Annotated in this window: 10 protein-coding genes and 3 pseudogenes; 6 read left to right on the top strand and 7 right to left on the bottom strand. The window is 54.5% G+C overall.

Translation table 11 applies throughout. The features are described 5' to 3' along the window. Positions 1–4: 4 nt before the first annotated feature. Entirely contained in the window at positions 5–1,168 is a 1,164-nt protein-coding gene (locus ENGE1_RS14050; RefSeq protein WP_048273249.1) for a NapC/NirT family cytochrome c, read from the bottom strand. Between the two features lie 362 nt (positions 1,169–1,530). Here ENGE1_RS14050 and ENGE1_RS29230 point away from each other — a divergent pair. Next, positions 1,531–1,656 (top strand): annotated as a pseudogene (locus ENGE1_RS29230) (hypothetical protein); the annotation flags it as partial. A 192-nt stretch (positions 1,657–1,848) separates the two neighbouring features. Here ENGE1_RS29230 and ENGE1_RS29225 read toward each other — a convergent pair. After that, positions 1,849–2,007: pseudogene (locus ENGE1_RS29225) on the bottom strand (IS3 family transposase); the annotation flags it as partial. A 450-nt stretch (positions 2,008–2,457) separates the two neighbouring features. Here ENGE1_RS29225 and ENGE1_RS14045 point away from each other — a divergent pair. Beyond that, positions 2,458–3,219 (top strand): SDR family NAD(P)-dependent oxidoreductase, encoded by a 762-nt coding sequence (locus tag ENGE1_RS14045; RefSeq protein WP_043082012.1) that lies wholly within the window; start codon positions 2,458–2,460, stop codon positions 3,217–3,219. Positions 3,220–3,289: 70 nt separating this feature from the next. Here the strand turns inward: ENGE1_RS14045 and cadA are convergent, their stop codons facing one another. Beyond that, positions 3,290–5,527: a lysine decarboxylase gene (gene cadA / locus ENGE1_RS14040; RefSeq protein WP_043082011.1), complete on the bottom strand. Its 2,238-nt coding sequence runs from the start codon at positions 5,525–5,527 to the stop codon at positions 3,290–3,292. A gap of 83 nt (positions 5,528–5,610) precedes the next feature. Next, positions 5,611–6,972, bottom strand: coding sequence for a cadaverine/lysine antiporter (cadB, locus tag ENGE1_RS14035; protein WP_043082010.1), 1,362 nt, complete (start codon positions 6,970–6,972; stop codon positions 5,611–5,613). Between the two features lie 1,131 nt (positions 6,973–8,103). On the opposite strand from cadB, the gene ENGE1_RS14030 reads away from it, so the two are divergent. From ENGE1_RS14030 to ENGE1_RS14020, 3 genes are read left to right on the top strand one after another with little or no spacing between them, the layout of a single operon-like run. Next, positions 8,104–9,255 carry an efflux RND transporter periplasmic adaptor subunit gene (locus ENGE1_RS14030; RefSeq protein ID WP_376744710.1) on the top strand — a complete coding sequence of 384 codons (1,152 nt, stop codon included), beginning with the start codon at positions 8,104–8,106 and terminating at the stop codon, positions 9,253–9,255. A gap of 11 nt (positions 9,256–9,266) precedes the next feature. Then, positions 9,267–12,446, top strand: coding sequence for an efflux RND transporter permease subunit (locus ENGE1_RS14025; RefSeq protein ID WP_043082008.1), 3,180 nt, complete (start codon positions 9,267–9,269; stop codon positions 12,444–12,446). Continuing rightward, positions 12,439–13,839 (top strand): efflux transporter outer membrane subunit, encoded by a 1,401-nt coding sequence (locus tag ENGE1_RS14020; protein WP_064360637.1) that lies wholly within the window; start codon positions 12,439–12,441, stop codon positions 13,837–13,839. Before ENGE1_RS14025 ends, ENGE1_RS14020 begins: the two co-directional genes overlap by 8 nt. Before the next feature lie 526 nt (positions 13,840–14,365). Here the strand turns inward: ENGE1_RS14020 and ENGE1_RS14015 are convergent. The 3 genes and pseudogenes from ENGE1_RS14015 to ENGE1_RS26995 form a co-directional block, all read right to left on the bottom strand. Next, a complete protein-coding gene (locus tag ENGE1_RS14015; protein WP_230682743.1) occupies positions 14,366–14,656 on the bottom strand; it encodes a type II toxin-antitoxin system RelE/ParE family toxin in 291 nt (96 codons plus the stop codon). 32 nt (positions 14,657–14,688) lie between these two features. Next, positions 14,689–14,952: a type II toxin-antitoxin system ParD family antitoxin gene (locus tag ENGE1_RS14010; protein ID WP_043082006.1), complete on the bottom strand. Its 264-nt coding sequence runs from the start codon at positions 14,950–14,952 to the stop codon at positions 14,689–14,691. A gap of 50 nt (positions 14,953–15,002) precedes the next feature. After that, positions 15,003–15,381: pseudogene (locus tag ENGE1_RS26995) on the bottom strand (tyrosine-type recombinase/integrase); the annotation flags it as partial. A gap of 74 nt (positions 15,382–15,455) precedes the next feature. Here ENGE1_RS26995 and ENGE1_RS14005 point away from each other — a divergent pair. Next, positions 15,456–15,692: a SymE family type I addiction module toxin gene (locus ENGE1_RS14005; protein WP_048273251.1), complete on the top strand. Its 237-nt coding sequence runs from the start codon at positions 15,456–15,458 to the stop codon at positions 15,690–15,692. Positions 15,693–15,726 lie beyond the last annotated feature (34 nt).

The raw sequence follows: 15,726 nt of genomic DNA, 5'->3' as shown, positions 1-15,726 counted from the left end.
CTCCTTATTGCTTTCCCTGGTTGGCCGCTGCCGGCATGTCGCTCGCGTGTTTTTGCACGTACTGAGTCAGGAGACGAACCTGCTCCTGGGTCAGTGAAGTGCGCCCGGCCATACCTTTAACCACCCCAATCCACTGGTTGGCATTAAAGCGATTCAACTCGGTCTGGCCATGACAGCCGGTACAGTTGTTAGCCATTAATTCAGAAGCATAACTCCAGATTTTTTGTTGATCGCCAATCAGATTTTTCGCTGGCAACCAGACCTGCAGATCAACCTCATGCCAGACCTGTTTGGTCTCTTCATCGGTGACGGAACCAGACACTTTTAATGCTTTGCGGGCTTCTTCGCCCAGCAGCGCACTCATGATGCGTTTGCCTCGCGCGGCGTAGAAGGCTTCAGTGACGCCATCCTGCTGCCAGCCGTGCACGTCCGCCAGCACCATGTCACCTTCACGCTTCACCACTTTCACTTCAGTGGAGGCCATCAGGTTACCGTCGTTATGGTCGCCCGCTTTCTCGCTCAGCCAGAACGGCTGGGTCTGAATGGTGTAGAGAGTGGTCGCGGTCGCCGGCGTTTTCGCCGCCGCATTAGCGAGCTCATTCGCCCCTGCCGCCGCCAGGCCACTCATGTTCGGCAGAATATGCGCCACGCCTTTATGGCAATCGATACAGGTTTCGCCCTCTTTAATCGCTACCGGGTGCTGCTTACGGGCTTCAGGCGTTTGTGCCAGAATATCCATCGCTTTATAGTCGTGGCAGGAGCGGCAAGTTGCCGAATCGCTCTTCTTCAAGCCATCCCAGACGCTCTGAGCCATCGCGAGTTTATGCGCCTCATATTTTTCCGGAGTGTCGATTTTGCCGGTCATTTCCCCCCAGACATCTTTCAGAGCGCCAATTTTGGTCAACATATAATCGATCGGCTGATGAGGTACGTGGCAATCGGCGCACTCGGCACGAATACCTTTCTCGTTCTGAAAATGCACGCTACCCTGATATTCCGCCAGAGGCTGCCGCATGCTATGACACGACACACAAAATTCGGTATCGCTGGTTTTATGCATAATAGTCGCGGTACTGGCCAGCAATGCCGCGCCAATAATGATCCCAACCAGCAAGGCGATAAATATAATTTTTCGTCTACCAGAGCGTTCCAGTAAAAGTTTACTCATGTTATTATTTAACCCTTTTCCTAAATGAAAGACGTAAAAGTCCCTGCCAGCCAGCAATCGTCATATAAATAAATACATAACGATTTTCCTCGCTTTCTAAATCAACTCTATTTTGGAGATTTTCGGTGTCAGTATCATCAACCCGAGGTTATTACCCTGTGATTTCATAGCGATAATCCATTGCAAATCCCATACACCTTCGAGTAATACTCAAGTTATTTTTAATTATTTCAGTGTTGCGGTTGGCTCTTTTTGCGCCCGGTCAATACTACGAATGATAACCACCCGCTGAGTATCAACTGCCGGTAACAGAGGCGGCACAAGCTGCGGTGTTTGCTGGACAACTCTGACTGCGGTGGTAGCGGGAAGCACTGCTGTACAGCCGGATCGATATATGCAAACTGAACGGCGTGGCCCCAGAGAACGACCTCCGCTATGTGCCTGACGTCATCGCCGACTGGCCCCGGGTCAGCGAACGGCTGCCCTGACGCGATCGATTTTGGTACCGCGGTGCCGGGACCAGCGAAGATTCGTCCACTGCCCCGCCGCCGCGGTTTAGAGCAAAAAAGATTTCAGCGAGTTATACTTATTACTCCGTTAATTGATCGCTTTCATTTCTGCTATTTTATCCTTGATGGTTTTGTCTATATTGATCCTTCCCACGTAATGTGGACACAACCCTAAGCGAGATTCAGGTTTTCAAATTGCTCCGGGATGAGGCCGCTGCCGGCGCTGTAATCAGACCACCGATTGCAATCACAATCGATATCATTAAATATCGTCGTCCGCATTATTTCCCTGCTGATAAAGCGCTTACCGTGAATACGCTTAACCTTCAGCAGGTACTTCCTGAACGCTCTGGCCCAGTCGCTTCAGACTGGTTGCAGCTGTGTTCAGTAAAAAATACTGCGGTATCTATAAACGGCTACGATGTTTTCAATCGGCCATCCCTGCATTTCTTATCCTGAGCAAACCAATGAAGCCCTTATGTCGCAGAGCGCGAGTGCGTGGGGAGCCATCTCCTTCCTGCTACCGCGCGCGGCAAATAGCCCCGATGCCATTTACTTACCAGTAATGCAATGCATATTTTGATTATTTTCCTATTAACATTATTACCTTTTTATTTATTTCTTTTTTTATATTTCATTCTTATTTGAAAAGTGAGGGAACGTCGATAGGATTTCGATATATCTATAAAGCATTAACAATTATTATTCTCACTATCGGGGTTTACCGCAGCCCTGATAAGATAACCTGACGATAAACGGATCGCTTATCTGGGGGATTTTATGGGGTCATTAACAGGAAAAATTAGCGTGATAACCGGTGCTGGTTCGGGCGTTGGTCGTGAAACGGCAATTCTTTTTGCCAGAGCCGGTGCAACGGTCATTCTGGTGGGCAGGGGCCGCGAACACCTGGAGGAAACTCAGGCAAAGCTTGCGGGCTATGGCAACCGCAGCGAAATATTTACCGTTGATATGCAGGACAGCGCGCAGATAGTCGCCCTGTTCGCCGCGCTGGAGAACACCTTTGGCCGGATCGATATTCTGGTTAATAACGCCGGAATTATTGATAACTTCAAAACCGTCGATAATACCTCTGACGAGCTTTGGGATGCGGTGATAGATACCAACCTCAAGGGGCCATTCGTCGCCTCGCGCGAGGCCATTAAGCTCTTCAATAAGTATGATATTGCGGGCAATATCATCAATATCTCCTCCATTGGCGGCATCAGCGGCACCTGGGGCGGCGCGGCCTATATTTCGTCGAAGCATGGCCTGATCGGGCTAACGCGCAATATCGCCGCCACCCACGGCGCCTACGGTAAAATTCGCGCCAATGCTATTGCGCCCGGCGGGATCGACACCAGCATTCGCGGCAAAGTGAACGATCCTGACCCGTTGGGCATGAAGGCGGTGATGGCCAACGCCAACCTGCCGACGGCGCAGCCGGAGCAGATTGCCGAGGTGGCGCTCTTTTTGGCCTCCGAGGCGTCAAACGCGATCAATGGCGAAGTGATTGTGGCGGATCAGGGGTGGAGCGCCCGCTAACGGCAGGCTATTTCCTGATGCAAAAAGGCCGGGATTGCTCCCGGCCTTTTTTATGACGCCCGCGAAACCGCTATTTCCCGGCCGCCTTGGTCTTCACCTTCATCGGCTCTTTCTTCACCTCAGGATCTTTTTTCACCGTGTCGCTCGGCTTATCGCCCGGCTGATCGGTTCCCGGCTTGAGGACAACCACGCGGTAGCGTTTGGTCTCTTCATCGCGGATAACACCGTGAATATCGGTCTCAAAGCCCGGATAGTGCTCGCCGATATCGCACAGCATCTGCAGGAAGTTGAGCACCGGCATACTCTCTTTAGTGATGCGCTCACCGGGCAGGATAACCGGCACCCCCGGCGGATACGGCAGGATCATATTGGCGCTGACTTTGCCGACCATATCATTGAGATCAACCATCTCGATATTGCCGCGCACCTCTTCCTGGAAAGCATCGTGCGGAGTAATAACCATCTCCGGCAGTACCTCAAAGGCGCGGTACATCAGATCCGGCAGATTGTGCTGTCGGGTCAGATCGTGGATCCCCTGCGCCAGCTCCTGAATACGCATCTCTTTATAAAACTCCGGCGCGCTCTCGTACAGCGACGGCAGCACGTGCTTAACGAAGACGTTGCGATCAAAGATGCGCTTGAAGTCGGTCAGCGCGCGCAGAAGACTCATCGCCTTGGTCTTATCGATACCGATACTGAACAGGAACAGCATGTTATAGGGGCCGGTTTTCTCGACGATGATCCCATTTTCATCAAGGTATTTTGAGACGATCGACGCCGGTATCCCCTTCTCTTCCAGCGTACCGTCGGGGCTCATCCCCGGCGTGAGGATGGTCACTTTGATAGGATCGAGGAACATATGATCGTCGTCGATATTGTTAAAACCGTGCCACGCGTTGCGCGGATTGAGCGGCCAGCAGGCGACATCGTCGATGTTGTCCGGTTGCCAGACGTCGAAGAACCAGCCTTCTGACTCGGAGCGCAGGCGGCGGATCTCCTTACGAAAATTAATAGCCCGCTCAATGGAGCCGTTGATCAGGCGCTTGCCGGTCTTGCCGCGCATCATCGCCGCGGCCATTTCGGTCGAAGCCACGATGCCGTAATAAGGCGAGGTAGAGGTGTGCATCATGAAGGCTTCATTGAACGTCTCTTCATTGATGGCCCCCTTCACATGGATCATGGAGGCCTGTGAGAAGGCCGCCAGCAGCTTGTGGGTGGACTGGGTTTCATAAATAACCTTGCCCTCAACGCGATCGCCGCTCATCCCCGCGTGGCCGTCATAAATCGGGCTGAAGTTGGTATAGGGCACCCATGCAGAATCAAAGTGTATAGACTTCACGTCGAGAGTCTTTTTGATGTAGTTGGTGTTATAGAACAGGCCGTCGTAGGTGGAGTTAGTGATGACCGCATGCACCGGCCAGGTGGCGTTTGGCGTCTTTTTCACCAGCGCTTCGATACTTTCGCGGGTAAATTCCTTTTTCGGGATCCCGCCGAGAATACCGTAGGCGTTACGGGTCGGGCGGAAATAGATAGGTACGACGTTGCTCATCATCATCAGGTGCGTCAGCGACTTATGGCAATTGCGATCGATGAGGATCGTCGCGCCGGCGGGCGAGGCGTACATACCGACGATCTTGTTGGCGGTTGACGTACCGTTAGTGACAATATAGCTGCGCTCGGCGTTAAAGGTATGCGCGATATACTCTTCCGCCTCGCGGTGCGGACCGGTGTGATCCAGAAGGGATCCCAGCTCCCCCACCGAGATCGAGATGTCGGATCGCATGGTATTTTCGCCGAAAAAGTCGTAAAACAGGCTGCCTACCGGGCTGAGATTAAACGCCGTACCGCCCATGTGCCCCGGCGTACAGAAGGTGTATTTTTCCTCCTGCACATATTTATAGAGCGCCTTATTGAGCGGCGGCAGTATCGAATCAATGTAGTCATCGGTACTCTGGCGGATCTTCACCGCAATATCTTCGGCGCTGCCCAGTCTGTACTCAAAGAAGCGCACGTTGAGCCGCAGATCGTTCATGGTGACATCAAGCGTCGAATTGTTATTGGCAAAGGCATATACCGGCAGGCGATCGTTAAGGTCGCTAATCTGCGAGCACAGCTCCATGTTATAGGTGTCCCAGTCAAAAATAACGCCGCACAGGCGAGCATTGTTCTCAATGAGCTTCAGCAGATCGTGACGATCCGTTGGATAAGCAAGGCGAAACCCTTCATGCTCCAGCTGCTGATGCAGTTCGCTCAGCGCTTCATCCTTAAAGTAAGCCCCTTTGTCACTCATTACGGCAATAATATTCATGTAAATTCTCCAGACCTCTTGATACAGGGTTCACAACGCTCGCACCGGGGCGTTGCCGTTCAGGATGACGTTCGCGATACCAATCAGGGATGCGTCTCTTTAATGTTGCGCGGCGCCGGATCGCCAGGGACGGCGCTTTTCTTCGCGGCGGCCTGGGCGGCGCCCAGTTTGCGGGTGTAGAACATCAGGATAATCAGGCTAATGATACAGGTGCCCGCCAGCTCGAAGGACTGCGCGCCCAGCAGAGCGGTAAAGACGAAGCAGCAGCCGAAAATGGAGGCAATCAGGCTGAGCAGGTTTTTCACATTGGCGCCTTCGTAGCGGATAAGATCGATGCAGGAGTAGAAGTACGGCAGCATAGTCAGCAGTACCGCGATACCGGTCAGCATCCCGAACAAGTCAGAAGCCTTGCCGCCGCTTGAACTCATCAGCGTCAGCAGGATCATCAGGGCGGTCATTTTGAGCGAGGCCAGCACCAGTCCTTTTTTAGGTATGCCGTTTTTATCCATCTCACCATATATCGCCGGGAAGTTTCCGTCGTGCGCGGTGCGCGCCCCGGCCTGGCCAACCAGCATCATCCACGACCCCAGCGAAGTCAGGCAGGCAAAAGCGGTAAAGGCCGAGACGACGGAGGCCGCCCATCCCCCCACCATGGTAGAGGCGCTGACCGCAAACGGCGCGCCGGTGGCCGCCATCTGGCTCGCCGGAAACATGCCCGAGATGACCTGAGTCGCGAGAATATAAACGGTGCCGGCAAGCAGCGTTCCGCACATTGTCGCCAGCGGTACGGTGCGCTGCGGATTCTCCACCATCCCGGTACTCACCGCCGCTGATTCGACGCCGATAAATGCCCACAGGCAGAGCAGTACGCTATTAATGATCGCCCGGGAGTCTGGATCATGTGAAACGTTCCAGTTAGCCACATAAGTAGAAGCATCAAACCAGAACCAGCCAAATATGGCGGTGCCGACCACCGGAATAAGCACCAGTACCAGACCAATTGTCGTCAGGCGGCTCACCCACGTCCCGCCCAGCAGATTGACGGCGGTAAAAATCCAGACGATCACAATACAGGCAATGCCTGCCGGCACGGGCTGATTGAGAATGGGAAAGAACGTAGAGAGGTAAGAGACGGCGGTGATCCCGATGGCCAGATTACCAATCCAGTTAGCGTGGTAGTACAGCACCCCGGTCTGAAAACCAAAGGCCGGGCCGACTTCACCGGCGTAGGCAATCGGCCCCCCTTCCTGCGGGTTTTTTGTCGCCAGACGGGCGTAAACATAAGCCAACGACACCGCACCAATCAACGCAATGACCCATCCCCATAACGCGATAGATCCTATTTTTGCCAGGTTCGCCGGTAATAAAGCAATCCCGCTCCCCATCATATTACCGGCAACAACACCGGTGCAGGCAATAAGCCCTATTTTTTTTGCAGATGCCATACAAAGTCACTCCCGCTAAATCTTTTATACGGATAAAAGGCATATTAAAATTTCAGAACAATAGATAGGTGACATTCGCCATCAGGGGTAAGTATAGGTAAGGATGATGTTTTTGCTTGAAATCAAAAAGAAATGCGAGGATAAATATATTAAACCAGTAAAATCATTAAGATAAAAACAAAAAGGAATGGCTTAACATAAATTTTACACTTATAAATGCAACGGTTAATTAATAACTTAACCACACCAACAGGGTAAGCGAAACGGTATTTAACAAGATATCTAACCCCTTCAATATATATTTAAGATATATCTTTGCAAATACCTTAAACATACCCTACGTACAGCGCCATGCATTATATTAACAGTCGATAGTTTTTTATATTAGCGGGCTAAGTGATATCACAAAATACGCAAAAACAATTAATTGATGGCTGCTATGCATCCGTCAGGTAACCTCACCCGCCGGTCAGCACTGCTGATAACGATTAGCCATTTAAATGAGCGGCAGCAGCGGGCGGCCAAGTATAGCACAGAGATTTCTTGCTGCTGTCCCATGAAGTAGCGGCAGGAGCGAATAGATAATGGTCCGGATATATTAGCGGGCTTAATATTTGTTCCTGCAACACATTCCCGCGGCACAGCCCGGAATCACCGTTATCTCCAATCCGGATAGACGCTCAGGTAGCCGATGAATTTTTAGCGCCAGGCGATGGACGAATTAACAAAAATCGTCTAAGCAGGAAGCGTTGTTTATTGTGGATAATTAACCCGAATGTCACACTCGCCCCACCAATATATTGAATTATAATACTAATCATCTCTCGGATATGGGATGACGGATATCCCATCGTAGAGTTTCCCATTGATTTATATTGATATTTATTCTCTTTAACGATTAAGAAACAAATGAATAAATTGCTGCTGGCAGAGAAAATAGTTTCTTGATCTGTCACGGAAAACGACTACGCTTTTCATAAACAGGGAGTAATTACCCGTATCTATATCATTGGAAATCCAGGAATATATTCCTCAATAATTATATTAACGGCGGCAGGCAGGCGTGGGCGTTATTATGCCAGAACTCTGCATCAGTCAATTCTATGAATGATATTAGTCCTATCTCATTTGATGGAAAATTGTATGCGTAAAAAAAAACTCTTATTAATCATAGCGGTTTTGCTCGTTGCCGGCTGTGATAATTCAAATAAAACAGTGGCCAAAAATGACGCGCCTGTGCACGTTGATGTCACCACATTACGCTCCCAAAATGTCACGCTATCCACGCAGCTCCCGGGAAGAACAGCATCGGTCCGGACCGCTGAAGTTCGCCCGCAGGTTGACGGTATTATCCTCAAGCGCCAGTTCAAGGAAGGCGCAGAGGTTAAAGCCGGGCAACCGCTTTACCAGATAGACCCGGCGACTTATCAGGCCGCCGTCAACAAAGCCCAGGCCGCCTGGCGTAACGCCACGATATTAGAGAAACGCTACCGTACCCTCAGCGGCGTTGAGGCCATCAGTAAGCAGGATTACGACGACGCCTTAACCAACGCCCAGGAAACAAAAGCCGCCCTCGATACCGCCAACATTAATCTCGAATACACCAAAGTCCGGGCGCCAATCAGCGGCCGGATTGACCGTTCCCTGGTGACAGAAGGCGCGCTGGTGACCAACGGTCAGGCAAATTATCTGACCACCATCACCCAACTGGACCCGATATATGTCGACATCAGCGAGTCCTCCCGCAATCTGCTGTCGCTGCGCAAAATGATTGAGTCCGGCAAACTGCGTAAGGTCAGCGATCACGAGGCTGCGGTACGCCTGGTGCTGGAAGACGGTACGCCCTACCCCAATGAAGGCCGCCTCGAATTCGCCGAAGTCAGAATTGATGAAACCACCGGCTCAGTAATTTTACGCGCCACCTTCCCGAATAAAGATCGCATCCTGCTGCCGGGTATGTTCGTTCACGCGCAGTTAGTCCAGGGCGTGCAGGAGAACGGCATCCTGGTTCCCCAGCAGTCCATTGGACGCGATAACAAAGGCCATCCTTACGTTTACGTCGTCGATAACGATTCGGTGGTTCACCAGCGCGCCATTGCGACCGGTGAAATGATTAACGGCCAGTGGCTGGTGACTCAGGGGCTGAAAGAGGGCGAAAAGGTTGTGACGGCCGGGCTGCAGCAGGTCAGAGATGGCGCGAAGGTACAGTGGCAGGAACAGGATATTCAGAATACGAAAGACGCTAATAGCTCGCTGACGATTGCCGATCCCTCTGCACAATAAGGAACGCCAGGATGTCTAAATATTTTATTGAGCGCCCCATATTTGCGTGGGTTATCGCCATTGTTGTTATGCTGGGGGGCGTGCTGGCCATTTCAAGCATGTCTGTTAACCAGTATCCCAGCATTGCGCCGCCGGCGATTGAAGTCAGTATTACCTATCCTGGCGCGAGTGCGGATACGCTGCAAAAAACTTCCGTGCAGGTCATTGAGCAGAAACTGAACGGTATCGACCACCTGCGCTATCTCGAATCCAACAGTAACGGCGACGGCAGCGCGTCCATTATCGTTACCTTCGATCAGGGCACCGATCCGGATATTGCCCAGGTTCAGGTGCAGAACAAAGTGTCGCTGGCCGAGTCGCAGCTGCCAAATGAAGTTGTCCAGCAGGGGATCAGCGTCACCAAATACCAGCTCAACTTTATGATGGTGGTGGGCCTGTACTCCGATAACCCCGCGCTCAGCAACGGCGATCTCGGGGATATTCTGGTATCCAGGATGCAGGACCCGATTGCCCGTACGCCGGGCGTAGGTACGTTTCTGGTGATGGGTTCGGAATACGCGATGCGCGTCTGGCTCGATCCGGCCAAACTGTATAAATACTCTCTGGTGCCGAGCGATGTATCTGCCGCCATCAAAGCGCAGAACGTGCAGGTGTCATCCGGGCGTCTCGGCGGTTTGCCGACGATCCCTAACGGTAAATTCAGCTCGACGATTATTGGTAAAACCCGATTTGAAAAAACCCAGCAGTTTGAAAATATCCTGCTGAAAGTGAATCTCGACGGCTCCCAGGTCAGGCTTAAGGACGTGGCTAACGTCGAACTGGGTCCGGAAGATTACAGCATCACCTCTACCTATAACGGCAAACCTTCCGCCGGTATCGCCCTGCGCCTGTCGAGCGGCGCTAACGTGCTGGATACGGCCAACGGTATTCGCAAGACGCTCGATGGGATTAAGTCTTCCCTGCCGTCCGGGGTACACATTATCTACCCGTACGACACCTCGCCGGTGGTCAGCGCCTCGATACATGAGGTGGTTAAAACGCTGGTTGAAGCGATTATCCTCGTCTTCTTCGTTATGCTCATCTTTCTGCAAAACCTGCGCGCGACCATTATCACCACCATGGTGGTGCCGGTCGTGCTGCTGGGGACTTTCTGCGTCCTCTATATCTGCGGCTATTCGATAAATACGCTAACGATGTTCGGGATGGTGCTCGCCATCGGGCTACTGGTGGACGACGCCATCGTGGTGGTGGAAAACGTCGAACGCGTGATGCACGAGGAGGGGCTGGCGCCCAAAGAGGCTACCATCAAGTCGATGGAGCAGGTACAGGGCGCGTTGTTCGGTATTGCAATGGTGCTATCAGCCGTGCTGCTGCCGATGGCCTTCTTCAGCGGCTCCACCGGGATAATTTACCGCCAGTTCTCGATTACCATCGTGACGGCGATGGCCCTGTCGGTCCTGATGGCGCTGATCTTTACTCCCGCGCTGTGCGTCACCATCTTAAAACCGGCGAAACACGATGCCAAAACCACCGGCTTTGCCGGCTGGTTTAACCGCAACTTCGAGAAGGGAACGCTGCGCTACACCTCTAGCGTGACCGGTATTCTCTCTAAACGCACCTTCTTTATGCTGGTCTATCTTGGCATCGTGGTGGTTACCTGCTTCCTGTTTACCCGCGTACCGACCACCTTTCTGCCGGATGAAGATCAGCGGGTTATGCTGCTGCAGGTCACCCTGCCGTCGAACGCCGCGCCGGCGCGTACTCAGAAAGTGCTGGATGAGATGCGGCAATACATGCTGACGTCGGAAAAAGAGACCGTTGAGTCGGTGTATGTGGCAAACGGGTTCAGCTTTGCAGGCCGCGGCCCGAATACCGGGATGGCCTTCGTGATGCTCAAGGACTGGGAAGAGCGTCAGGATCCTTCCATGAAGCTCAACGCCATCGCCGAGCGCGCGATGAAGCACTTTGCCGGCATGAAGGACGGTATCGCCCTTGCCCTGGTGCCGCCGGCGGTCATGGAGCTGGGTAACTCAACCGGCTTCGACTTCTTCCTGCAGGACTTAAGCGGCAAGGGGCACGATGAGCTGGTTAAAACCATGAATAAATTTCTCGCCATGGCGCACAAAGATCCGCGCCTGACCATGGTTCGCCATAACGGTATGGAAGATGAGCCCCAGTTCAAGCTGGACATTGATGACGAACGCGCCCGCTCGCTCGGGGTCAGCATTTCGGATATCAACGACACGCTCTCCGCCGCGTGGGGCTCCAGCTACATTAACCAGTTCATGTATAACGACCGCGTAAAACGCGTCTATATCCAGGGTAATGCCGCATCACGCGTTACGCCGGAAGATCTCAACAGATGGTACGTGCGCAACAATACCGGAACCATGGTGCCCTTCTCCGCCTTCGGCAGCGGGGAGTGGATTTACGGGACGCCGCGCGCCGAACGCTTTAACGGTATTGCTGCGGTCAACATCATGGGCTCGCCCGCGTCCGGCTACAGCAGCGGCGAGGCCACCAAAGCGGTGATGGAGATCTTCAATAAACTGGAGCCCGGCTACCGCATCATGTGGCACGGCCTGTCTTATGAAGAGCAGCTATCAGGCTCGCAGACCACCTCACTGTATACCATCTCGGTGATCATCGTCTTCCTCTGCCTGGCGGCGCTGTATGAGAGCTGGTCGGTGCCGTTTTCGGTACTTCTGGTCGTTCCGCTCGGGGTACTGGGGACGATACTCGGCGTGCTGATACGCAACATGCAGAACGACGTCTTCTTCCAGGTTGGTCTGCTCACCACGGTGGGGCTCGCGGCAAAAAACGCCATCCTCATCGTCGAGTTTGCCAAGGACATCCACGAGAAGGAGGGCAAGGATATTGTGTCGGCAGCGATTGATGCGGCAAAACTGCGTTTGCGCCCGATCATCATGACCTCTATCGCCTTTATTCTCGGCGTATTCCCGCTCACCATCTCCAACGGCGCGGGCGCGGGCAGCCAGCACTCGATAGGTACGGCGGTGGTCGGCGGGATGCTCACGGCAACCTTCCTGGCTATCTTCTTCGTACCGCTGTTCTACGTGTTCGTGATGAGGATTTTCAGCCGCGGCAAAAACAAGCCGTCCGATCCTGGTGATGAGAAGCATCTGCCGGTAAAAGCGGTTAACCGTGAAGGAGAGGTTGGCCATGAATAATAAAAAATTTGTTGCGACGCTTTCGGCGACGGCACTCGCCCTGTCGGTTGCCAGCTGCTCTCTGGATCCGGATTATCATCGCCCCGCCATGCCGGTGTCGCAGAGCTGGCAGAACGGCGGCGGCGCCAGCAATGTCGCCGCCTACGACTGGCGGCAGTTCTACCGCCAGCCGGGCATGCAGAAGGTGATTGGCCTGGCTTTGAACAACAACCGCGATCTGCGCATTGCCGCCCTGCGCGTGCAGGAAGCGCAGGCGCAGTTCCGCATCAGCCGGTCGGCGCTGATGCCCACCATTGAGGCGGGCGCCAGCGAGACCAGCCAGCGGCTGCCCGGCGGACTGTACAATACGCGGGACAGCGGGGCCGTTACCTACCATCAATATGAGGCAGGCGTCGGCATTACGTCCTGGGAGATTGACTTCTTTGGCCGCATCCGCAGCCTGAATGAGCGGGCCCTGCAGACCTATCTGGCCACCGCGGCGATGGAGCAGGCGACGCGCATTACGCTTATCTCCGAAATTGCCGCCGCTTACCTCAGCCTAGCGACAGATAAGGACAAGCTCAAGCTGGCCCAGCAGACCGCCGAGAGCCAGCGGGCCTCCCTGAAGCTGGTGCAGTACCGGGTTGAAACCGGCACCGATAACGATCAGGCTCGCGCCCAGGCGGAGCTGAGCGTGGCGGATGCGGAGGCCGACGTGCAGCGCTTCTCGCGCCAGCTGGAGGAGGACATCAACGCCCTCACCTTCCTGACCGGCACCGCCGTTCCGCCCGACGTGATTGCCGAAGCGACGCTGAAGAAGGATTACCAGTTCCCGGATCTGCGCGCCGGGCTGCCGTCGGATCTGCTCACCCGCCGCCCGGACATTATCGCGGCCGAGCACAATCTGAAAGCAGCGAATGCCAATATCGGCGCGGCCAGAGCGGCGTTCTTCCCGTCGATCTCGCTGACGGCTGATGCCGGTACGATGTCCGGCAGCCTCGGCAACCTGTTTGAAGGCGGTACCGCGACCTGGTCGTTTATACCGTCGATCAACATTCCTATCTTTACCGGCGGACGCAACATGGCCAACCTCGATTTGGCCCACCTGCAGAAGCGGGAAGAGATAGCCCAGTATGAAAGAAGCATTCAGCAGGCGTTCCGCGAAGTTGCAGACGCGCTGGCGGGTAAAAACACCTGGCACCAGGTAGTGGCGGCGCGGTCGCGGTCAAACGCGGCCAACGAGCGCTACTACAAGCTCTCTCAGTACCGCTATCAGGGCGGTATCGACGGCTACCTCAACGTGCTGGTGGCCCAGCGCTCGAACTACCAGTCAGAGAAAGATCTGCTGGACGCCAGGGCCGGCGAGCTGAATCAGAACGTGACGCTCTACAAAGTGCTGGGGGGCGGCTGGTAGCGGCTTAAGCCTGCGGGGCACTCAGGTGACCCGCGGTTCTCTGCATACACGAGGGAAGCCCGCTCCAGGGATGGTGCGGGCTGCCGGAGCAGTAGAGCAGCTTTTGACGGCGCACGCAGAACGGGTTTTCACCTGATGGAACCGGCAGAGGCACGCGTTGCATCCCGATCCGGATACTGCCCGCTGTGGCGAAGCGCCTTTCAGTTTCACTGGAGGAATTGCCGGGTGACGAGGAAGATACGGTTGTACCGCACAGGGGCGGCAATAGGTAACGGCGTTAAAGAGGGGATTTCGCGCGGGGCTTAGGTATTACGGGCATCTCGCTACAGCTCACCACAACCGCCGTCTGAGAGCCGCCAAAGCCTGGCGAGCATAAAGCCCTTCAGCGGAGGCCGTCAGGCCGACTTCTCTTAAGGCCGTTTGCTGAAGGCGATGACGCGGCCGGTGCCGCCAGGGGCGGCGGTGCTGTTCTCCCGGCAGGACGCTCTGCCGGACACCGACCTTTTCAGCCTGACAGACAGCCCGACTAACTTTGCGGCACGTCCGTCGACACATCGGCTCCCAGCTCAGTAAACAGGCTCAGAACATCCCTTGAGCCATGCAGCAGGCGCTCTATTCGCACTTCAGTATCAAGCACCCGGAACACGATAAGGTATCTGCCGTAGGCACAGCTTCTGACGCTTTGCCCCAGCTCCGGGCGCTCTCTGTAGAGCACCGGTGATTCCGCTATCAGCAGGCACTGCCGGTATAACTCTTCCATGAAGCTGACTGCCCGCACTGGGTTATCCTGTGCGATGTAGTCACCGATGGCCTCCAGAACCTACTCTGCCAGTGGCGATACACCCAGTTTCATTTTGTCTGCTTACCTTCCGCCATTGACCGGTACTTGTGCGCCAGTCGCCCGAACACCTCTTCAGCGCTTTTACTTTCTCCACTACTGATGCCTGCACTGACCGCCTGCTGAAGTGATTCAAGTTTCATCTGCTGCTCCCGCTCCTCCAGAGCGCGAAGCCCTGCGCGGATGACCTCACTGGTATTGTTGTAACGACCACTTTCTATTTGCTCACGGATGAACGCTTCGAAGTAGGGACTCAGGGCTACGCTGGTTGGCATGATGACCTCACCTGTGATTACTATCAGTTAATAACTGTTAGTATACTGCGTCAGTTTTCATCAGCAACATCCGGCTCGTTTTCTGCCCGCTGCGCTGCCGGAGGCGTTGACGTATGCACCGCCTGAAGCGCCCGGACGCTCACCTACGTGTATATCTGCGTGCTCTCCACGCTCCGGTGGCCAGGCATCGCCTGTATCCACCGTAGGTCGGCCCCGTTCTCCAGCATCTGCGTCGCCATCGCGTGCCGGAACAGGTGACAGCTTCCTTTGCCGATGCCTGCGGATCTCAGGTACGGCAACACGGCCATCGTGGATGCCGCCCACCATCAGGCCCGCCACGCCGTCCATCGACAGGAACAGCGCCTTACAGTCGGGAGTTACCAGCACGTCCGGCCGCGCATGGTGCAGATACCGCGCAAGCCACCACAGCAGCTCCATCGCCGCCCGGTCACGTATACATGCTACCGCCTCTCAGCAGCGGAGATTAAGCGAGGTAGTTTATTATGGCTGAATGCAGCAGTTCCGGGTCACAACAGCACGTCACCACAACCGCCATCTGCGAGCCGCAGGCGCATTATTACAGGGTTGGCTACCGGCCCAACCTGGGCCAGCCGAACCCGCTGCCGCAGCTCACTCTCAAGGGCCGGTGGCTGGAAGCGCTGGGATTCAGCACCGGGCAGGCGGTGGTGGTCACCGCTGAGAAAGGACGGCTGGTTGTTGAGCCGCAGCGGAAGGGCTGACCGTAAAAAGTAAAGATCCCACCGTGTGAGGGGA

The sequence above is a fragment of the Pluralibacter gergoviae ATCC 33028 = NBRC 105706 genome (assembly GCF_001598855.1).
Lineage (GTDB): Bacteria > Pseudomonadota > Gammaproteobacteria > Enterobacterales > Enterobacteriaceae > Pluralibacter > Pluralibacter gergoviae.
The sequence above is the reverse complement of the archived record's forward strand: the minus strand, read 5'-3'. Positions and strand labels throughout refer to the sequence as shown.